The 22,156-nt window shown below is 73.5% G+C and carries 8 protein-coding genes; 1 reads left to right on the top strand and 7 read right to left on the bottom strand.

Translation table 11 applies throughout. The features are described 5' to 3' along the window. Nucleotides 1–29: 29 nt before the first annotated feature. The 7 genes from ACQPY4_RS02140 to purS form a co-directional block, all read right to left on the bottom strand. Nucleotides 30–251 (bottom strand): MbtH family protein, encoded by a 222-nt coding sequence (locus ACQPY4_RS02140; protein WP_433331810.1) that lies wholly within the window; start codon nt 249–251, stop codon nt 30–32. Continuing rightward, on the bottom strand, nt 248–14,227 hold the full coding sequence (locus tag ACQPY4_RS02135) for an amino acid adenylation domain-containing protein (RefSeq protein ID WP_433331808.1): 13,980 nt from the start codon (nt 14,225–14,227) through the stop codon (nt 248–250). Before ACQPY4_RS02135 ends, ACQPY4_RS02140 begins: the two co-directional genes overlap by 4 nt. A 160-nt stretch (nt 14,228–14,387) precedes the next feature. Continuing rightward, nucleotides 14,388–15,416 carry an iron-siderophore ABC transporter substrate-binding protein gene (locus ACQPY4_RS02130; RefSeq protein ID WP_433331806.1) on the bottom strand — a complete coding sequence of 343 codons (1,029 nt, stop codon included), beginning with the start codon at nt 15,414–15,416 and terminating at the stop codon, nt 14,388–14,390. 194 nt (nt 15,417–15,610) lie between these two features. After that, on the bottom strand, nt 15,611–17,812 hold the full coding sequence (gene purL / locus ACQPY4_RS02125; RefSeq protein ID WP_433338766.1) for a phosphoribosylformylglycinamidine synthase subunit PurL: 2,202 nt from the start codon (nt 17,810–17,812) through the stop codon (nt 15,611–15,613). A gap of 818 nt (nt 17,813–18,630) precedes the next feature. Then, complete coding sequence (purQ, locus tag ACQPY4_RS02120; RefSeq protein WP_433331804.1) at nt 18,631–19,311, bottom strand: phosphoribosylformylglycinamidine synthase subunit PurQ; 681 nt, start codon at nt 19,309–19,311, stop codon at nt 18,631–18,633. A gap of 107 nt (nt 19,312–19,418) precedes the next feature. After that, complete coding sequence (locus ACQPY4_RS02115) at nt 19,419–19,865, bottom strand: ATP-binding protein (RefSeq protein ID WP_433331802.1); 447 nt, start codon at nt 19,863–19,865, stop codon at nt 19,419–19,421. A 276-nt stretch (nt 19,866–20,141) separates the two neighbouring features. Further along, nucleotides 20,142–20,384, bottom strand: coding sequence for a phosphoribosylformylglycinamidine synthase subunit PurS (gene purS / locus ACQPY4_RS02110; RefSeq protein WP_433331800.1), 243 nt, complete (start codon nt 20,382–20,384; stop codon nt 20,142–20,144). Between the two features lie 132 nt (nt 20,385–20,516). On the opposite strand from purS, the gene ACQPY4_RS02105 reads away from it, so the two are divergent. Further along, on the top strand, nt 20,517–22,130 hold the full coding sequence (locus ACQPY4_RS02105) for a hypothetical protein (RefSeq protein ID WP_433331798.1): 1,614 nt from the start codon (nt 20,517–20,519) through the stop codon (nt 22,128–22,130). Nucleotides 22,131–22,156: the final 26 nt, after the last annotated feature.

Genomic DNA, 22,156 nt, shown 5'->3' with positions numbered 1-22,156 from the left:
CCGCATCCCAGGATGCGGGGCCGCTTCTGTCACTGGGCGTCGTTCTCCATGGCCTGGATGAGGGTGCGGGGGCGCAGGTCGGTCCAGTTCTCCTCGACGTAGGCGAGGCAGGCTTCGCGGGTGTCCTCGCCGAAGGCCGTGTGCCACCCGGCGGGGACGTCGGCGAAGACCGGCCAGAGGGAGTGCTGGCCCTCGTCGTTGACCAGGACCAGGAAGCGGCCTTCGGGGTCCTCGAACGGGTTGGTGCTCATCGGGCGTTCCTCCTCAGGATGTCGAGCAGTTCGTCGGCCAGGGTCTGGACGGTGCCCCGGTCGAACAGGCCGGTGTCGAAGACCATCATGCAGTCGACCGGCCCGTGGCCCTGGGGCTCGTAGAAGCTCAGGGTCAGGTCGGCGTGGAGCGCCCCGGTCGGGACGAGCTCGTAGGCGGTGTCGAGATCGGGGGGCTCGGCCAGGCCCGCCTGCTCGTGGTGGATCAGCATCACCTGCGGGTCGGGCAGGGCCAGGGCGGAGGCCACGCGGGCGAACGGGACGTCCTGGTGGTCGAAGGCGGCCAGGTCGGTGTCGCGGACGCGGGCGAGCAGCTCGGCGAAACCGGCGTCGGCGGTGTCGGTGCGCAGCAGGACGGTGTTGGTGAAGGAGCCGACCAGGTCGCCCAGTTGCTCGTCGGCACGTCCCGCGACCAGCGCGCCGATCGGGAGGTCGGTTCCCGCGCCGTGGCGGGTGAGCAGGGTCGCCAGCGCGGCCTGGAGCACCATGAACATGCTGGTCCCGGGGCGGGCGGCCAGGGCGTCGACCGCCCGGTGCAGGTCGGGGTCCAGGGCGAACTCCACGAAGTCGCCGTGGCCGCGCTCGGACCGGTCGCGCGGCAGGTCGATCCGCTGGGGCAGGCCCTCCAGGGCCCCGCGCCAGTAGGTCAGCTGCTCGTCCTCGACACCGTCGAGGACCCGGTGGGCCCACTGCGTGTAGTCGCCGTAGGAGACCGGGAGCGGCTCCCACGTGGGCTCCCGCCGGTCGCGCCGGGCCGCGTAGGCGGTCGCGAAGTCGCGGCTGAGCGGGACGGCCGACCAGTCGTCCACCCCGATGGGGTGCAGGGTGAGCAGGAGCGCCCGGGCTCCGCCGGGGTCGGTGAGCAGGCGGGCCCGCAGGGGCGGGTGGACGGTGAGGTCAGCAGGTTCGCGGGCCAGTTCCCGCAGGCTCGCGTCCAGATCGGCGACCTGGACGTGCTCGAGCGTGAGCTCGCCGGGCTCCTGCCGCCCGCCGCCGAGGCGGGTGCGCAGCGGCTCGTGGCGTTCGGCGACGTCGGCGAGCGCGATGGCGGCGGCCGCCGGGTTCAGGTCGTCCGACCGCAGCGCGAACGCCATGGTGGGCGTCCGGCCGGTGCCCCGCTGGTAGCGGGCCCAGTGCCATTCCTGGGGAGGCGCCAGCGGGAGCGAAGCGGGCCGGTCGGCGGCGGGCGCCAGCGGCGGACGGGACGCGGCCGTGCCCGCCCCGTCCAGGCGTTCGGCCAGGGTCGCGACCGTGGGGGCGTCGAAGACCTCGCGGAGCGTGAGGCCGGTCTCCAGCACCGTGCGGACGCGGCCCAGCAGCCGCATCGCCGACATGGAGTGCCCGCCGAGCTGGAAGAAGTTGTCGTGCAGCCCCACCTCAGGCAGGTCGAGGACCTCGGCGAACAGGGCGGCCAGCGTCCGCTGGCGCGGGGTGACCGGACGGGCGGAGCCGGTCATGGCGGCCCAGTCGGGGGCGGGCAGCGCCCGGCGGTCGAGCTTGCCGTTGGGGGTGAGCGGCAGCGGGCCGTCGAGCACCACCACCGCGGCCGGGACCATGAAGTCCGGCAGCAGGGTGGCCACATGGGCGCGCACCTCGGCGGGGTCGAGCTCGCCGGGCTCGCGCACCGCGTAGCCGACCAGCCTGGCGTCCTGGCCGGTCCGGTCGGCGACCACGGCGGCCTGCCGGACGCCGGGGTGCCGGGTCATCGCCCCGGCGATCTCGCCGGGCTCGATCCGGAAGCCGCGGACCTTGATCTGGTCGTCGGCGCGGCCCAGGAAGTCCAGGTTCCCGTCGGCGCGCCAGCGGGCGCGGTCGCCTGTGCGGTACATACGGGTGCCGGACGGCCCGAACGGGGACGCCACGAATCGTTCCGCCGTCAGGTCGGGACGTCCGAGATAGCCGCGCGCGAGGCCGCGCCCGGTGACGTACAGCTCGCCCGCGACGCCGGGCGGCACCGGACGGAGCCGCTCGTCGAGGACGAACACCCGGGTGTTGGGGTCGGGGGCGCCGATGGGCACGGCGCCCGTCCAGCCCTGCTCGGCGGGCCACAGGGTCGAGTTCACCGTGGCCTCGGTCAGCCCGTAGGCCGCCAGGAGCCGCAGGTGCCCGGCCCAGCGGGCGATGACGTCGGGAGCGACGGTCTCGGTGCCGACCAGCACGGTCGCGCCCTCGGGCAGGACGCAGTCGGCGGGCAGCGCGGCGACCAGCGACGGCGGCAGGATCGCGTGCGTGATGCCCTGCTCGCTCATGAAGCCGGTCAGCTCGGGGCCGGGCACGCGGGCCTCGTCGGGGACGAGCACCAGCCGTCCGCCGTGGCACAGCGCCATCGACAGTTCGAAGATCGTCACATCGAACCCGATGGAGGCGAACTGCAGGACGTGGCTGTCGGGCCGCAGCCCCATCCGGTCGACGGCCGTGGCGACCAGGCTGGCGATCCCCTCGTGCGGGACGACGACGCCCTTGGGACGTCCGGTCGACCCGGAGGTGTAGATGACGTACGCGGCCTGGTCGAGGGCGACGGGCGGGAACGCCCCGCCCGGCTCGGTCGCGGCGAATTCGGCGGCGACGCCCGGGGCGTCGAGCACCACCAGCCGGACGCCGTCGACCTCGGGCACCTTGCCCGCGACCTGCTCGGTGACGACGACCGCCGTGGCCGCGGAGTCCGCGAGCATGTAGGCCAGGCGGTCGGCCGGGTGGGCCAGGTCGAGCGGCAGGAACGCGGCGCCGAGCTTGGTGGCGCCGAGCATCACCGCGACCATCTCCGCCGAGCGCGGCACGGCGACGCCGACCACGCTCTCGGGGCCCGTGCCGTAGGACGCCAGCAGCCGCGCCATGCGGTCCGACAGGGCGTCCAGCTCGGCGTAGGTGAGGGTGCGCGGGCCGTCCACGAGCGCGACGGCGTCCGGCTGCTCGGCCACCCGGCGCCGGAACAGCCCGGGGAAGGTGTCGTCGGGGACGTCCCGGTCGGTGCGGTTGAAGCCGGAGAGCACCAGCGCGCGCTCGTCGCCGGTGAGCACGTCGATCTCGCCGACGCGCCGCTGCGGGTCGGCGGCCACGGCACCGATGAGGCGGGTGAGGCGGGCGCCGAGCGCGGCGACCGTCGGCCGGTCGAACAGGTCGGAGCTGTACTCCAGCACGCAGGAGATCCGGCCCGTGGCGGTGTCCTCGGCGAAGCTGAACACCAGGTCGAACTTGGCGGTGCGGGCCTCGACCGGCTCCGGCAGCGTCTCCAGGCCCGCCAGGCCGAAGCCGTCGCCGGAGCGGTTGCGGTAGCCGACCATGACCTGGAACAGCGGGTTCCTGGCGGGCGAGCGGACGGGGTTCACCTCCTCCACGACGGCCTCGAACGGGACGTCCTGGTGGGAGAAGGCGGCCAGGTCGGTCTCGCGGACCCGCGCGACCAGCTCGGCGAACGTCGGGTCGCCCGACACGTCGGTGCGCAGCACCAGCGTGTTGACGAAGAACCCGACCAGGTCGTCCAGCGCGCCGTCGGTGCGGCCGGAGATCGGCGCGCCGAGCGGGAGGTCGTCGCCGGCGCCGAGGCGGTGCAGCAGCGCGGCGACCGCGGCGTGGCACACCATGAACATGCTCGCGCCGCTGCTCTGGGTGATGCGGCGCAGCGCCGCGCAGTCGGCCGGGTCCAGCTCGACGGTCAGCTCGCCGCCCGCCATGCTCGGCCGGGCGGGGTGCGGCCGGTCGGTGGGCAGGTCGAGGCGCTCGGGCGCGCCCGCCAGGGTCCGCCGCCAGTAGGCGAGCTGGCGCGCGGCCAGGCTGCCGGGCTCGGACCGGTCGCCGAGTAGGTCCCGCTGCCAGAGCGCGTAGTCCACGTACTGCACCGGCAAGGGGTCCCAGTCGGGAGCGTTCCCGGTGAGCCGTTCGGCGTAGGCGGTGGACAGGTCGCGCAGGAACGGGCCGTCCGACCACTCGTCGGTGGCGATGTGGTGCAGCAGCAGCACGACGACATGCTCGTCGGCGCCCAGCCGGACGACGGCCGCGCGCAGCGGCACCTCGGCGGCCAGGTCGAACGGGCGGCCGATCACCGTCGCCAGGACGGCGCCGAGGCCCGCCTCCGACGACTCCACGACCTCGACGTCGACCCGGGGCTCCACGACCCGCTGGAACGGGCGTCCCTCGACCTCGCCGACGAGCGTGCGCAGCGCCTCGTGGCGCTCCATCACATCGCCCAGGGCCAGGCCGAGCGCGGTCACGTCCAGCGCGCCGCGCAACCGCATGACCAGCGGGAAGTTGTAGGCCGACGACGGCGCCAGCTGCTCGATCATCCACAGCCGCCGCTGCGCGAACGACAGCGGCGGCTCCTGCGGCCGCTCGGCCGCCACCAGCGCGGGACGCGCGGCGGCGGTCGAGGCGGCGGCGCGCTCGGCCAGCTCGGCCACCGTCGGCGCCTCGAACAGGTCGCGGATCGCCAGCTCGGCGCCGAGCGCGGTGCGGGCGCGGCCGATCAGCCGGGTGGCCAGCAGCGAGTGGCCGCCCAGGTCGAAGAAGTCGTCGTCGATGCCCGCGCGGTCCAGCCCGAGCAGCTCGGCGAACAGGCCGCACAGGACCTCCTCGGCCGGCGTCCGGGGCGCACGGCTCCGCGCGGCGGCCGTGACGGCGGGCGCGGGCAGCGCCTTGACGTCGAGCTTGCCGTTGACGGTCAGCGGCAGCCGGTCCACCACCATCAGCACCGCCGGAACCATGTAGTCCGGCAACTGCGCCTTCAGATGTGCGCGCAGCGCGGCCGTGAAGGGGTCGGACTCCACCGGGCCGCCCGCCGGGACGACATAGCCGACCAGGCGCTTGACGCCGCCGGGCCCGGACGCGTCGGCGACGACGGCGGAGTGCTCGACGTCGGGGTGCTCGTCGAGCACGGCCTGGATCTCGGCGGGCTCCACCCGGTAGCCGCGGATCTTCACCTGGTCGTCGGCGCGGCCGAGGAAGTCCAGGTTGCCGTCGGGACGGCGGCGGACCAGGTCGCCGGTGCGGTACATCCGCTCGCCCGGGGCGCCGAACGGGTCGGCCACGAACCGCTCGGCGGTCAGCCCGGCGCGCCGGTGGTAGCCGCGGGCCAGGCCGATGCCCGCGATGTAGAGCTCGCCGGGGGCGCCGTCGGGCACCGGGCGCAGCGCGGCGTCCAGCACATGGGCGCGGGTGTTCCAGATCGGACGGCCCACGGTCGGGGAGGCGCTGTCGCGGGTGCCGCCGCCGAGCGTGTTGATCGTGTACTCGGTCGGGCCGTACAGGTTGTAGCCGAAGGTGCCCTCGGTCTCGGCGAGCCGGGTCCAGACCGTCTCGGTGACCGCCTCGCCGCCCAGCAGGACCAGCGCGGGACGGTGCCGTCCGGCGTCCGGGTCGTGGTCGAGCAGCCCCTCCTCGATCAGGTGGTGCGCGTAGGTCGGCGTGACGTTGACGACGTCCACCCGGTTGCGGTCGCAGTACTCCACCAGCGCCTCGGCGTCGCGGCGCAGCTCCTCGTCGCAGACGTGCACCTCGTGGCCCTCGACCAGCCAGAGGAGCTCCTCCCACGACATGTCGAAGGCGAACGAGACCGTGTGCGCGATCCGCAGCCGCGCCCCGTCCGCCCGTCCGGCGACGGACGCGATGGCGGGGTCGAAGATCGCCTCGCGGTGGTTCAGCTGCATGTTGGTCAGGCCCCGGTAGGGCGTGACGACGCCCTTCGGGCGGCCCGTGGAACCGGAGGTGTAGATGATGTAGGCCGGGTGCTCCAGCCGGTCCGGGCGGGTGCGCTCGAAGCCCGGCACCTCGGCGTCGGCGATCGGGTCGCCGGACAGCGACGCGAGCGTCGCGGCGGTGTCGGGGGCGTCCAGCACGAGATGGTCGGAGCCGTCGGGAAGTGCCGAGGCGGCGACGGCCCGCGTCGTCAGGACGCAGGCGGGCCCGGCGTCGGCGAGCATGTGCGCCAGCCGCTCGGCCGGGTGGTCCAGCTCCATCGGCAGGTAGGCCGCGCCGGTGCGCAGCACCGCGAACAGCGCGGCGACCATGTCGGCCGAGCGGGGCAGCGCCAGCGCCACGACCCGCTCGGGCCCGGCGCCGTGCGCCAGCAGCAGGCGGGCCAGCCGGTTGACGCGGGCGTCCAGCTCCGCGTAGGTGAGGGTCTCCTCCTTCGCGACCACGGCGACCTCGTGCGGGGTGCGCGCGGCCTGCGCCGCGAGCATCTCCGAGACGGTCTCGTTGGGCACCGGACGGCTGGTGGCGTCCCAGCCGGCCGACAGGGCCCGCCACTCCTCGGCCTCCAGCGGGTCGATCCCGCCCACGGACGGCGCTCCCGTGCCGTCGAGACCGTCGACCAGCCGCTCGACCAGGGTGGTGAAGCGGCGCAGCAGCGTCTCGGCCAGCTCGCGGCCGATCACGTCGGGACGGTGGTCGAGCTTCATCCGCACCGGCGACCCCGGGGTCACGACGAACGTGATCGGGTAGTGCGTGGCGTCCAGGCCCTCGGCCTCCACGATGCCGTGCCGGTTCTGCAGCTCGGCCATGTCGTCCTCGTCGCCGAGGTTCTGCAGCACGTAGAGGGTGTCGAAGAGGCGGGCGTGCCCGGCCGCCTGCTGGATGTCGCCCAGGCCCAGGTAGTCGTGGGGCATGAGCGCGACCCGCTCGCCCTGGACGCGCCGCAGCAGGTCCGGGACGGTCTCGCGCGGGTCGACGGCGACCCGGACGGGGACCGTGTTGAGGAACATCCCGATGACGGTCTCCACCCGGGGAACGTCGCCCGGTCGTCCTGCCACGGCGGTGCCGAAGACCACGTCGTCGCGTCCGGTGGCGTTGGACAGCGCCAGCGCCCAGGCGGCGCTGAACACCGTGTTGAGCGTCAGGCCGTGGCGGCGCACCGCCTCGTACAGCCGCGCGCTGACCTCCGGCGACAGGGCGCCGCGGCAGCGTTCCGGGATGACCGGCTCCAGGGCCTTGTCGACCGGGCCCACCAGGGTCGGGCCCTCCAGGCCCGCCAGCGCGTCGCGCCAGGCGCCGGTGGCGCGTCCGGCGTCCTGGAGGTTCAGCCAGGCCAGGTAGTCGCGGTACGAGCCGGGCGCGGGCAGGCCGGACGCGTCGCCCTCGCGCTCGTACAGGGCGATGAGCTGCTCGAAGAACAGCCAGGCCGACCATCCGTCCCAAAGGATCAGATGGTGGGTGATCACGAGCTGGTCGGTGTTCGCGCCGAGCCGCAGCAGCAGGAGCCGGAACAGCGGCGGGCGGGTCAGGTCGAACCGCCGCCTGCGGTCGGCCGCCAGGATGCTCTCGATGGCCGCGCGCTGCCCCTCGGCGTCCAGCTCCGAGAGGTCGAACTCCTCCAGCGGAGGCTCGGGGGCGGTCCCGATGAACTGCACCGGCTGCCGCAGGCCGTCGCCGGTGAACCCGGCACGCAGCGCGGTGTGGCGGGCCAGCACGGCGGCGCACGCGGAGCGCAGCCGGTCGGCGTCCACCCGATAGCTGAAGTCGAAGGCGACCTGGGCGGTGTAGACGTCCAGCGCGCCGGTGTCGTAGGTGGAGTGGAAGAACAGACCCTCCTGGAGCGGGGAGAGCGGCCAGACCTCCTCGACCGGCAGCGGGCTCACCCGCTCCACCTCGGCCCGCTCCTGGTCGGTGAGGGCGACCAGGGGTGCCGCGCCGTCGGCGGCCGGGGCCGCGACCGCGTCGGCGGCCGCCGCCAGGGCGGCCGGGGTCCGGTGCTCGAAGACCTCCTGCGGCCCGATGGCCAGGCCCGCGCGGTGCGCCCGCCCGGAGACGACGATCGACAGGATGCTGTCGCCGCCCAGCGTGAAGAAGTCGTCGTCCACGCCGACCTCGGCGGTCTCCAGCACGGCGGCGAAGATCTCGCAGAACAGCCGCTCGCGCTCGGTGGCGGGCTCGCGCGAGGCCGCGCGCTCCGCCTCCGGGGCGGGCAGCGCCCGGCGGTCGAGCTTGCCGCCCGGGGTGAGCGGAAGCTCGTCCAGCACGAGGACGTCGGACGGGATCATCGCGGCGGGCAGCGTCTCGGCCAGCGACTCCCGCAGCGTCTCGGGGTCCAGCAGGACGCCGGGCTCGGGCACCACGTAGGCGGCCAGCCGGGCGCCGCCCGGACCTTCCCGCCGGTCGACCACCGCGGCGCGCCGGACGCCCGGACGCGCCCCGATGCGCGCCTCGATCTCGCCCAGCTCGATCCGGTTGCCGCGCACCTTGACCTGCCGGTCGACCCGGCCGAGGTACACCAGGTGGTCGCCGACGGATCGCCGCACGCGGTCGCCGGTGCGGTACATCCGCTCCCCGGGTGCGCCGAACAGGTCGGCGACGAACCGCTCGGCGGACAGGCGGGCCCGCCCGTGGTAGCCGTGGGCGAGCTGGACGCCCGCGACGTAGAGCTCGCCCGACGCGCCCGTGGGGACGGGACGCAGGGCCTCGTCCAGCACGTACAGCCGCGTGCCCGCGACCGGACGCCCGATCGGCACGGCGGCGTCCGCCGAGCCGTCGTACTCCCAGTGGCTGACCTGCACGGTCGTCTCGGTCGGGCCGTACACGTTGTGGATCGGGACGCCGGTCAGCTCGCGCCAGCGCCCGGCGAACTCGCCAGTCAGCGCCTCGCCGCCGCTGAAGACCCGGCGCAGCCCCCGAAGGCCGTCCAGCGTGCCGGTGTCCAGCGCGGACTGGAGGAACGCCGCCAGCATCGTCGACACCATCGCCATCGTGGTGACGCCGTGCTCGCGGACCAGGCCCGCCAGGTAGGCGGGGTCACGCTGCCCGCCCGGCCGGGCCAGGACGACGCCCGCCCCGGTGGTCAGCGGCCAGAACAGCTCCATCAGCGAGGCGTCGAAGCTGGCCGAGAGCTGCTGCAGGACGCGGTCGTCCCCGGTGAGCGGGAATCGCTCCCGCAGCCACGTGAGCTGACCGGTGATCGCGCGGTGCGGGACCACGACGCCCTTGGGCAGGCCCGTCGAGCCCGAGGTGTAGATGAGGTACGCGGGGTGGTCCGGCCCGTGCCCCGCCGCGACGAACGGGGCATCGTCGCCAAGGTCTTCGAGGAAGGTGCGGGTCACGCCGTCGGCCTCGGGAAGCCGCACGGCGGCGTCCCGGGTGGTCACGACGGTCCGGGTGCCCGAGTCGTCAAGCATGTACGCCAGCCGGTCGGCCGGGAGATCCACATCAAGCGGAAGGTAGGCGGCACCCGCCTTCAGCACGCCCAGCAGGGCGACCACCAGGTCGCCCGATCGAGGCAGCGCGACCGCGACGACGTCACCGGGCCGGGTCCCCTCGGCACGCAGACGGTGGGCCACGGCCCGCGCCCGGCGGTCCAGTTCGGCATAGGTCAATCCGCCATCGCCAGAAACGGCGGCCGCGTGCGGGGACGCGGCGCCCTGCGCCACGCCATCGGCGCGCACGCTTCGGCCGACCGCGTCGCCGAGCACGGCGGGCGCGTCCGGAGTCATGGAGGCCTGGGCGGCGATCGCGGCGTCGAGGGTCGGCGCGATGGCGTCCAGGGGGGCGCCGGTTAGTGCGGCGTGCTCGCGTTCGCTGGCGGTGGGGGGCTCGATCCGCGCGACGGGACGATCGGGGTCGGACGCCATCGCCTCGAAGATCTCGGTCAGGCGCGCGGCGATCCGCTCGACGGTGGCGGTGTCGAGGCGGTCGGCGTCGTGGTCGATCCGTAGCGACAGCCTGCGGCCGGGCAGGACGATCAGCGCGAGCGGGTACTGCTCGACGTTGGTGAAGTCGAAGCCCGCGATCTCGATCGTGCCGGCGGGGTCGCGCAGGCCGTGGTCGCCGGGGAAGTTCTCCAGGACGATCACGGTGTCGAACAGGTCGCTCATCCCGGCCACGCGCTGGACCCGGGCGAGCCCGAGGTACTGGTGGTCCAGCAGCGCGGACTGGTCGGCCTGCAGGCCGGTCAGCGCCTCGGCCAGCGACTGGCCGGGACGCCAGCGCATCCGGACCGGCAGCGTGTTGACGAACATGCCGACCATCGCGTCGATGCCGGGCACGTTGGCCACGCGTCCGGAGACGGCCGTGCCGAACACCACGTCGGAGCGTCCGGTCATCCGGCCCAGCAGGAAGCCCCAGGCGCCCTGGACGAGGGTGCCGAGCGTCTGCCCGTGGCGGCGGCCGCACGCGATCAGCGCAGCGGTGGCCCGCTCGGACAGCTCGAAGCGGTGGTCGCCGCGGCGGCGCTTCCCGGTGGCCGTGCTCGGGACGGCCTCGGCCAGCCGGGTCGGCCCCTCCAGGTCGTCGAACGCGGTCCGCCAGGCCGCCAGGGCCGCCACCCGGTCGCGCGCCCCCAGCCAGGCCAGGTAGTCGCGATAGGGGGTCACCTCGGGCAGGCTGGGACGCTCGGCGTCCGAGCCGGGCGCCTCGTAGAGGTCGAGCAGCTCGCGGAACATGATCTGCACCGACCAGCCGTCGGCGACGATGTGGTGGAACATCAGCACCAGCGAGTGGTGCTCGTCGTCGTGCCGGACGAGGGTCCCGCGCAAAAGCGGCGGGCGTTCCAGGTCGAAGCCCTGGGCCAGCTCCTCGGCCGCCACGGCCGCCAGGCGCTCGGCCTGCCCGGTCGCGTCGAGGTCGCCCAGGTCGATCTCCCGCCAGGGCACGGTGGCCGCCCCGGCCGGGATGAACTGGACCACCTGGCCGTCGCCCAGCCGGGCGAACCCGGCCCGGAGCGGGGCGTGCCGGTCGAGCAGGGCCTGCGCCGCGCGGCGCAGCGCCGTCCCGTCCACGGCTCCGCGCAGCTCGATGACGTGCTGGACGGTGTAGACGTTGCCGGTGGGCTCGTCCACAAGGGTGTGGAAGAAGAAGCCCTCCTGCAACGGGGTGAGCGGCAGGACCTCCTCGACCTCGCCCGCCAGGACCGCGAGCCGCTCGGCGTCCTCCGGCGCGACCCGCACCAGCGGCTCGGCGTCCTCCCGGGCGCCCCGGCGCCCCTCGACCGTCGCGACCAGCGCGAGCGCGGTGACGGTGCGCCGCTGGAAGACGTCGCTGGCCGACAGGCCGAGACCGGCGGCGCGGGCCCGGATGAGCACCTGGATCGCCAGGATGCTGTCGCCGCCCAGCTCGATGAAGTCGTCGTCGACACCGACGTCGGGCAGGCCCAGGACCTCGGCGTACACCCCGCGCAGGATCTCCTCGCGGGCCAGGCGGTCCTCGTCCTTGATCCGCGGCGCGTCGTCGGACGGGGTTCGGCGGGCGGAGGCGAGCGCGGTGTAGTCGGGGGCGGGCAGGGCCTCGCGGTCGAGCTTGCCGCTGGGCAGCACCGGAAGCTCGGCCAGCGGGACGAACGCGGCGGGCACCATGTGGGCGGGCAGCTTCGAGCGCAGGTGCGCGCGCAGGGAGTGGATCAGCGCGCCGACGTCCCGGAAGCCCGACGGCGTGTTGCCGTACGTCGCGGGCGGGGCCGACGGGTCGCCGGCCGGGCGGTAGATCTCGCCGCAGTCCACGCCGGGCTCGGCGAACACGACGTCGAGGTCGCCGTCGTCCCCCTCCGACGACCAGGTCACGTCCACCGTGTAGCCGAGCTCCTCGCCGAGTGCCCAGAGGGTCTCGGGATCGATGTCCTCGGCGGGGCGTTCGGCGGGCCACAGGGTCCGCAGCGCGTCCAGGTCTCGGGTGAGGCGGGCGTTGGGGATGCCGGTGACCCGCAGCGCGCGGGGCCGGTCGGCCAGCCGGTGCCGCAGGGCGGCCAGATCGGCCCAGGGCAGCTCGTCGGGACGTTCGATGTCGGGCGCGTGCTCCGGCGCGGTGTGCAGGACGACGTCGTAGCGGTGCCGGCTCAGCTCGTTGTGGTGGACGGCGCGCTTCACGCGCACGTCGACGCCGTGCAGGTCGTCGAGGCCGTGCGCCAGGGCGGTGAAGAAGTCGGGGTCGAGAAGCAGCTCGCCCTCCCAGCGCACCGCCTGGTCGACCGTGCCGCGCAGGCCCGTGCGCGCGGCGTCGTCGAGGTCGCCGTCGTGGCGGCCCACCTCGACGGCCGCCCGCAGGCAGCGCAGCAGCCGCCGGTTGCGCACGTCGCCGACGAACACGCGGCCGCCCGGGGCCAGCAGCTCCACCGCCTGGCGCAGCACCTGGACGAGGTAGTCGGCGCTGGGAAAGTACTGCGCCACCGAGTTGATGACGATCGTGTCGAAGTGCCCGCGCGGCAGGCCACTGGCGTCGTGCGCGGGCTGGGCCGACAACTCCACCTTGCCGGCCAGCTCGGGGATGCCGTCCACCTTCTGGCGCAGGCCCTCGATCGCCTCCTCCGACAGGTCGGTGCCCCAGTAGGACTCGCAGTCCGGGGCGACCTTGGCCAGGATCAGGCCGCTGCCCACACCGATCTCCAGCACGCGGCGCGGCCGCAGGGACAGGATCCGCTCGACCGTCGCGGCCCGCCACTCCCGCATCTCCTCCAGCGGGATCGGACGGCCGTCGTAGGTGCTGTTCCAGCCCGCGAAGCTCTCGACCAGGCCGCCGTCGCCCGCGCTCACGGCGCCGTAGAGGAGTTCGTGCAGCTTCTTCCAGTCGTCGACCTGGTCGCGCTCGCGCTCCTCGTCGCGCTCGGCGGCCGAGCCGGTGGCGGGGACGACATAGGCGACCAGCCGCCGGTCGCCGGGCCGGTCCTCGCGGACGGTCACGGCGGTCTGCGCGACCGAGGGGTGCCCGCCGAGCGCGGCCTCGATCTCGCCCGGCTCGACCCGGAAGCCGCGGATCTTCACCTGGCCGTCGGCGCGGCCGACGAACTCCAGCCGGCCGTCGGGAAGGCGGCGCACCACGTCGCCGGTGCGGTAGAGCCGCTCGCCCGGGTCGCCGAACGGGTCGGCCACGAACCGCTCGGCCGTCAGGCCGGGACGGCCGAGGTAGCCGCGCGCCAGGCCGAGCCCGCCGAGGTACAGCTCCCCCTCCACGCCCACGGGGACGGGCCGCAGCGCGTCGTCCAGCACATAGGCGCGGGTTCCGGGGTCGGGGCCGCCGATCGGGATCGTCGATCCGGGCGGCGGGTCGTCCGGGCAGGCGCCCAGCGTCGAGTTGACCGTGGCCTCGGTCGGCCCGTAGGCGTTGAACATGTTGCGCCCCGGCGACCAGCGGGCGACCAGCTCGGCCGAGACCCGCTCGGTGCCGGCCAGCAGCGTGGCGCCCTCCGGGAGCGTGCAGTCCTCCGGCATCGTGGCCAGCAGCGCCGGGGGAAGGATCATGAAGTTGACGCCGTGGGCGTGGGCGTACTCCGACAGCTCGGGCCCGGGGACCCGCCGGTCGGACGGGACGATCACCAGCCGCCCGCCCGAGAGCAGGCCGAGGCACAGGTCCCAGAAGGCGACGTCGAAGCTGGGCGAGGCGAACTGCAGGACCCGGCTGTGCGGGCCGACGCCGAGCCGCTCGCTCTGGGTGGCGACCAGCTTGGCGACGCCGGAGTGGGTGACGACGACGCCCTTGGGACGTCCCGTGGAGCCGGAGGTGTAGATCACGTAGGCGGTGTTGCGCGTCTCCAGCGCGACCCCGGGGTCGGCGGCGGAGTGCGCGGCCAGCTCGGCGGCGACGTCCGGATCGTCGAGCAGCAGGCGCGCGGTGGCGGCGGCGTCCGGCACCGCCCCGGCCAGCGCGGCGGTGGTGACCAGGCAGACCGGGCTCGCGTCGGCCAGCATGAAGGCCAGGCGCTCGGCCGGGTAGTCCGCGTCGAGCGGGAGGTAGGCGCCGCCCGCCTTGAAGACGGCCAGCTCGGCGACGATCATGTCCGTCGAGCGGGGCAGCGCCAGCGCCACGACCCGCTCGGGGCCGACGCCGCGCTCGATCAGGGCGTGCGCGAGGCGGTTGGCCCGCGCGTTGACCTCGGCGTAGGTCAGCTCGACCTCGCCGAAGACCAGCGCCACCGCGTCCGGGGCCTGGCGGACCCGCGCCTCGAACATCGCGGGCAGCGTCGCCTGCGGCACCGTGCACTCGGTGTCGTTCCACTCGACGAGCAACCGATGCCGCTCCGCCGGAGACAGCTCCGTGGAAATTTCCTGAGTCACAATCGCACCTCCGACGGGGCCGAACACGCCTGGTCATTCCTCCGGCCGGGTCGGCGGAACGCCGACCCGGCCCCTGCAGCGGAGCGGAACGGGCCGCACGGGGGGCGTGGGGGGGCGTCCCCCCACAGTGATACGACCCGGTCCGCTCGTGCGTCGTTGGTCAGCGCGGGCTGTTGAGCAGCGGAACCATCTGGTCGATGGCGTACGGGATGCTCAGCACGGTGTTGAACGAGATCGCCGCGCCGGTCGGGTTGTAGGGCACGAACACGGTGCGCTTCTCCTTGGCCACCTTCAGCGCGGAGTAGACCTTGTCGCCCTCGACGGTCTTCTTGATGTCGGGGATGGAGCTGAGGAACACCAGCCGGTCCACGTCGACCAGGTTCAGCCGCTCGGAGCCGATCACGGCCGCGCCCTCCTTGCCCGCGGCCTTGGCGATCGGTTCGGGGACCTTCAGCCCCAGGCCGCTCATGAACCCGACCTTCGCGTCACCGGGGCCGAAGACGGCGTACTGGCCCGGCTTGAACGGGTCGGCGACCGCGACCGACTTCCCGGCCAGCTGCGGGTTCTTCTGGCGCGCCTCGGCGAAGCGCCGGTCGACCCCGGCGACCAGCTCCTTGGCCTGCGCCTCCTTGCCGAGCGCCCGTCCGGTGATCAGCGTCATGTCCTGCCACGACATCGCGTAGTCGGCCTGCTTGCCGGACTGCGCGACGGTGGGGGCGATCTTGGAGAGCGTGTCGTACTGTTCCTTCTTCATGCCCGTGTAGAGCCCGATGATCAGATCGGGCTTGAGGGCCACGATCTTCTCCATCTTGAAGTCCTCGCGCTGGCCGACGACCGTGGGAGGCGTGCCGCCCCACTTGGCCGAGCTCCAGGGGAACTTGTCGATGCCGATGCCGAGCCCCGAGAACTCAACGACGCCGACGGGCGTGGTGCCGAGCGCGAGCACGGCGTCCTGGTCGGTCATGCCGACGGTCACCACCCGCTTGGGCGGGGACTTGATCTCGGTCGTCCCGTACTTGTGCTCGATGCGGACCGGTGCCCCGGCGGCGGCCTTGCCGTCGTCGCCGGAGTCCTTGTCGTCACCCCCGCATGCGGTCAGTCCCAGTGCCAGCAGCAGGACGGTCGTCAGCGCCAGGGAGATCTTCCTGGGGGACGGAGGACCCGCGGTCGAATGCGATGTGGGGGACATCGGCTCACCTTCAGAATCGGGTGGTTGGTCCCGCCGGGCAGGACGAAGTCCGCGAACGCCCGGCGTCCGTGCGATACTAAGGTAAGCCTTACCTAACGACAAGTCCGGGGGTGCCCGGACGCCCCCGCCACCTCATGGTTCACGGGAACGCGACCGCCCGGCCACCCCCTGATGGCCGGGCGGTCGATACGGCGTCAGCCCGCGTAACTGGGCAGGGTGCGCTCGTGCGCCTCCCTGAGCTCGTGCAGCGGAATCGAGAACAGCTCCTGCTGGTCGCCCTCCGCAGCGCGGCCGGTAACGGACAGGGAGTCACCGCCCGCGACGCCCAGTTGCGACACCGGGACGCCCGCCGCCTCGCACAGGGCGGCGAAGCGCGCCTCGCCACCGGGACGGATCGTCACGATCGCGCGGGCCACCGACTCGGAGAACAGGGACACGAAGGGGTCGCCCTGGAGGGTGATCTTCGCGCCGAGCCCGCCGCGCAGGCACGACTCGACCAGCGCCTGCGAGAGACCGCCGTCCGAGAGGTCGTGGGCGGCCGTCAGCAGCCCGTCGCGCGCGGCGTTCACCAGCACCGAGGCCAGCGCCGCCTCGGCGGCCAGGTCGACCAGGGGCGGCAGGCCGCCCAGGTGCCCGTAGACGACGTGCGCCCACTCCGAGCCGCCGAACTCCTCGCGAGTCTCGCCCAGCAGCGCGATCGTCGCGCCGTCGGAGGTGAAGGCCATGTTCACCCGGCGCCGGACGTCGTCGTGCACGCCCAGCACGCCGATGACCGGCGTGGGGTTGATCGGTGTGGAGCCGGTCTGGTTGTAGAAGCTGACGTTGCCGCCGGTGACCGGCACGCCCAGGTACTGGCACGCGTCGGCCAGGCCCTCGACCGCGCGGGCGAACTGCCACATGACGCCCGGGTCTTCGGGAGACCCGAAGTTGAGGCAGTTGGTGACCGCGAGCGGGCGGGCCCCGGTGGCGGCGACGTTGCGGAACGCCTCCGACAGCGCGAGCTGCGCCCCCGCGTACGGGTCGAGGCGGGTGTAGCGGCCGTTGCCGTCCAGCGAGAGGGCGAAGCCCAGGCCGGTCTCGTCATCGACGCGGACGACGCCCGCGTCGTCCGGCATGGCCAGGACGGTGTTGCCCCGGACGTACCGGTCGTACTGCGAGGTCACCCAGGTCTTGCTCGCCAGGTTGGGCGAGCCCGCCAGCCACAGGACGGTGTTGCGCAGGTCGTCGGCGTTGGCCGGGCGCGTCAGCCGTCCCGGGGTGTCGGACTGGAGGGTGCCCAGGTCGGCCGGCGGCTCGTAGGGACGCTCGTAGACCGGGCCCTCGTCGGCGGCGGTGCCGGGCGGGATGTCGACGATCGTCTCGCCGCGCCAGGTCATGACCAGGCGGCCGGTGTCGGTCACCTCGCCGATCACGGTCGCCGGGATCTCCCAGCGGCGGCAGATCTCCATGAAGCGGTCGGCCTTGCCGGGCTCGACCACCGCCATCATGCGCTCCTGCGACTCGCTCATGAGGATCTCCTCGGGGAGCAGGGTCGCGTCGCGCAGCGGGACGGCGTCGAGCTCGACGCGCATGCCGCCGGTGCCCGCGGCGGCCAGCTCGGTGGTCGCGCACGAGACCCCGGCGGCGCCGAGGTCCTGGATGCCGACCACGAGGTCCTCGGCGAACAGCTCCAGACAGCACTCGATCAGGAGCTTCTCCATGAACGGGTCGCCGACCTGGACGGCCGGGCGCTTGGCGGCCGACTCCTCGTCGAAGGTCGCCGAGGCCAGCACCGAGGCGCCGCCGATGCCGTCCGGGCCCGTTCCGGCCCCGAACAGGACGACCTTGTTGCCCGGGCCCGGCGCGATGGCGCGCTTGATGTCCTCGTGCTTGAGCACACCGATGCACAGCGCGTTGACCAGCGGGTTCTGCGCGTAGCAGGCGTCGAAGACGGTCTCGCCGCCGATGTTGGGCAGGCCGAGCGAGTTGCCGTAGCCGCCGACCCCGGCCACCACGCCGGGCAGGACCCGCTGGGTGTCGGGGGCGTCGGCCGGGCCGAAGCGCAGGGAGTCCATCACCGCGACCGGGCGCGCGCCCATCGACATGATGTCGCGGACGATGCCGCCCACGCCCGTGGCCGCGCCCTGGTAGGGCTCGACGTAGGACGGGTGGTTGTGCGACTCGACCTTGAAGGTGACCGCCCAGCCCTGGCCGATGTCGACCACGCCGGCGTTCTCGCCCATGCCGACCAGCAGCGCGTCGGTCTTGGGGGCCTTCTCGCCGAACTGGCGCAGGTGCACCTTGGAGCTCTTGTAGGAGCAGTGCTCGCTCCACATGACCGAGTAGATCGCCAGCTCGGACGAGGTGGGGCGGCGGCCGAGGATGTCGCGGACGCGCCGGTACTCCTCCTCGTTCATGCCGAGCTCGGCGAACGGCTGCCGCCGGTCGGGCGTCGAGGCGGCGACCGCGACGGTGTCGGTCTGCGGCTCCGCCGCGCCGTGTGCCGGGGCGGGGAGGGGACGCGCCGCTCCGGGGGCCTCGGTGGTCTCCGTCGTCGGGGTGCCCGCCGAGAGCGCCTCAAGCGCGGCGATGCCGCCCGCGGGGTCGGACGGCGGCACGGCGGGCTGCGGGCCCGTACCGGGGCCGCCGGGGACGGCGGGCTGCGGGCCGGTGCCCGGGCCGCCCGAGACCACGGGCAGCGGGCCGGTTCCGGACACCGCGGGCTGCGGACCCGTGCCCGGGCCGCCCGAGACCGGGGGAAGCGGCCCGGTACCGGAGATCGCGGGCTGCGGGCCCGTGTTCGGGATCGCGGGCTGCGGGCCCGTGCCGGAAACGGCGGGCTGCGGGCCGGTGTTGGAGATGGCGGGCTGGGGGCCGGTGCCCGGGCCGCTCGGGACGGCGGGCAGGGGCCCGGTGCCGGAGATCGTCGGCTGCGGCCCGGTGTTCTCGAACGTGAGGTGCTGGCCGCTGTCGCGCACGGCCGGGAGCGGGCCGCTGTCGTCCACGGCGGGCTGCGGGCCCTGGGCCGCGTCGGCGGAGACGTCCGGGCTGGTGCTCGTCGGGGACGCCGGGGCCGCGCCGGACTCGCGGTCGCCCTCGGAGGCGATGGCCTCGAACGCCTGGGTCACCGCGGGGTCGACCGGCTGGAGCTCGGGGTCGTCGGCGTCGGACTTGAGGTCGACGAGCCATTCGAAGGCGTCCTCGTCCTCGGTGCCCGGAGGGTTGGGGCGCTCGCTCATGCGTTGACCAGTCTCTTGACGACGGAGGTGAAGAAGCCGAGCCCGTCGGTGGACGGGCCGGTGAGGGACTCCACGGCGTGCTCGGGGTGCGGCATCAGGCCGACCACGTTCCCGGCCTCGTTGGTGATGCCGGCGATGTCGCCGAGGGAGCCGTTGGGGTTGAGGTCGAGGTAGCGGGCGACCACCCGGCCGCCGGCCTCCAGCTCCTCGATGGTCTGCTTGTCGGCGGTGTAGCGGCCGTCGACGTTCTTGATCGGGATGACCAGTTCCTGGCCCTCGCGGTAGTCGGAGGTCCAGGACGTCTCGGCGTTGTCGACGCGCAGGCGCTGGTCGCGGCAGACGAAGTGCAGGCCCGCGTTCGGGAGCAGCGCGCCGGGCAGCAGGTGCGACTCGCACAGCACCTGGAAGCCGTTGCAGATGCCGAGCACCGGAAGCCCCGCCTTGGCGGCGGCGATCAGCTCGGTCATGATCGGCGCGAACCTGGCGATCGCGCCGGCCCGCAGGTAGTCCCCGTATGAGAACCCTCCGGGCAGGACGACCGCGTCCACGCCCAGCAGTTCGTGGTCCGCGTGCCACAGGGCGACCGGCTCGGCGCCCGCGAGCTTCACGGCCCGTGCGGCGTCCCGATCGTCAAGCGAACCTGGGAAGGTGATGACCCCGACCCGGGCAGCGTCCATCTCTTCTGATCCTCCGAAATGAGGGCGGCCGGGACGAGCGGTATCCGCTCGACCCGGTGGATGACGTTCATCGGTGCGCGCCGCGATCCCCCCGCGCGCGTACCAATCTACCCGGCGCTTCGGGCGAGCCGGCGGTCAAGGCGCCGTATCAACGCCTCGTCCCGCCAGGTCAGGCGCTTCTTGAGGTGAACGATCGTCCCGACCTCGGGAGATGAGTCGATGCTCAGCTCGTCCACCAGCGCCCGCATGATCCTAATACCACGCCCTGATTCGGCCAAATCACCACGATCTTGGGCACTGGGGACATTCCGCAGGCCACGGCCCCAATCCATGATCTTCAGGCGGCAGCAGTCGTCGTCGACCTGGCCGACGACCTCGTAGGTTCCGCTGCCGCGAGCGTGCTGGATCACGTTGGTGCACGCCTCGGAGGTGGCGACCAGCAGGTCGGCCACGCAGTCTTCGGAGGCCCCCAGGCCGCGCAGGGAGTCGCCCAGTACGCTGCGGATCACCGGGATGCTCAACGCCTCGCGGGGCAGCGCGAGCGAGAACTTCATGTCCACCGGTCACCTCGTGTCCGTCCCAGGCCCCCTGGCGCCGGCCTCGGCTCCGGTACGTGAGGTCCCCGGAACGCGAAGACTCGACGCAGCTAAGACTTCCCCGGCGGAATCTTCCGTAATCGCCACACTGCCGGTTCTTTCCTTTGGCGGCGGGCAAACGGCAATGCCTTTTACCAGGCGTGTCGCCTCCGTGACCCCATGCGTCCCCTCGGGCACCGAAAGCCGCTTCACGGCCGGGAAAAGGGGCCCGGCGCGGGGCCCGCGACACGCCCGTCAGAGAACGCGGATCTCGAAGGTCTCGATGACCGGATTCGCCAGCAACGTCTCGGCGACCTTGCCGACCCGCTCCAGGGCCTCCTCGTCGGCGGGGCCGTCGAGCTCCAGCTCGAAGCGCTTGCCCTGGCGGACGCCGCTGATCCCCTCGTAGCCCATCTGCGGAAGCTTTCGGACGATCGCCTGACCTTGGGGATCGAGGATCTCCGGCTTGAGCATGACGTCGACGACGACGCGCGCCACGATCGCCCCCTCACTGTTCTGCTCGCTGAACCGCTCATTGATCTGCGGTTTCCTTACGGCCTGAAGCGTACGGCACCATTACCGGACACACCGAACCGTCCCCGTCACGCGCCCGATGAACGGAGCCGTCCGATGAACATCGAGGAACTGTCACCACCTGAGCGCCGGCTCTGGGAGGCGTTCCCGCGCGGCGATTCGGTCGACCTCTCCAGCACCGACCCGATGCTGAACGAGCGGCCCGAGCACTGGGGGCCCGAACGTCTCGTCCGGGCCGAGGTCCTGGTGGCGCTGCTGGCCGGTGCCCAGGACTCCGAACCCGGCCATGTGGCGGCGGTGCGGCTGAACGGCGCCCGGATCGTGGGCAAGCTCAACCTGGGGCACGCGGAGGTGAGCGTGCCCCTGGCCCTCACCGGCTGCGTCTTCGACGAGGCGCCCCACCTGTACTGGACGACGATGAACAGCGTCCACCTGATGCGCTGCCGCCTGCCCGGCCTGATCGCCTCGGGCACCCGGGTGGACGGCCACTTGTGGCTTGAGGGAAGCCGCATCACCGGCGGGCTCTGGCTCGACGGGGCCAGCGTCACCGGAATCCTCAACATGTCGGGCGTGCACCTGTCGAACCCGGGGGGCGACGCACTGCTGGCCGACCGGCTGACCGTGGACGCCAACGTCTACTGCGACCAGGGGTTCACCGCCGACGGCGAGGTCCGCCTGCCCGGCGCCCGGGTCGGCGGCCAGCTGATCTTCCGGGAGGCGCGGCTGCGCAACCCGTCCGGCACCGCGCTGTACGCGAGCCGCCTGGAGGTGGCGTCCAACGTGTTCTGCGACGGGGGTTTCAAGGCCGAGGGCGAGATCCGGCTGCGCGGCGCCCGGGTCGGCGGGTACCTGTCGTTCGTCGGGGCCAAGCTCTCGCATCCCGAGAAGACGGCGCTGAACGCCGACGACCTGGCGGTGGAGACCGACGTGTACTGTTCCGACGGCTTCACCGCCGAGGGGACGGTCAGCTTCGCCGGCGCCCGGATCACCGGGCAGCTCAACCTGCGCGGCGCCCACCTGCACAACCAGTCGGGCACCGCGCTGAGCCTCCAGCGCCTCCAGGCCGAGGAGGTGCTGCTGCGCCCGGCCGAGACCGTCACCGGCACCGTCGACCTGTCCTTCGCCCGCCTCAACCTGCTGCGCGACGACAAGGCGACCTGGCCCGACCGGCTCCAGCTGGACGGCCTCCAGTACGACACGCTCGAACCCCCGCTGACGGCCCGCGAGCGGCTGGCCTGGCTGCGCCGCGACACCGACGGCTACCAGCCGCAGCCCTACGAGAGGCTCGCGCACACCTACCGATCGCTCGGGCTGGACGCCGACGGCCGCTCGGTGCTGCTGGCCAAGGCCCGCGACCGGCGCAAGACCCAGGGCCCGTCCCGTAAGGTCGTGGGCCTGATGCAGGACGTCCTGGTCGGCTACGGCTACCGCCCGTTCCGCGCGGCCAGCTGGCTGATCGGGCTGCTGGCCTTCGGCACGATCGTCTTCTCCCTGCACAAGCCCGGCATCCTCAACGAGGACGACCACCCGCACTTCAACGCCTTCTTCTACACGCTCGACCTCCTGCTGCCGGTCGGCGACCTCGGCCAGGAGCGCGTGTTCGCCCCCGAAGGGGTCTACCAGTGGATCGCGAACCTGCTGGTGGCCGCGGGGTTCGTCCTCGGCCTGACCGTGGCGGCCGGGGCGACGCGCTCGCTGTCCCGGGAGTGATCGCGCGGTCAGGTGAATGGCGATCC

This window comes from Spirillospora sp. CA-294931 (genome assembly GCF_050946795.1).
Classification (GTDB): domain Bacteria; phylum Actinomycetota; class Actinomycetes; order Streptosporangiales; family Streptosporangiaceae; genus Spirillospora.
The sequence above is the reverse complement of the archived record's forward strand: the minus strand, read 5'-3'. Positions and strand labels throughout refer to the sequence as shown.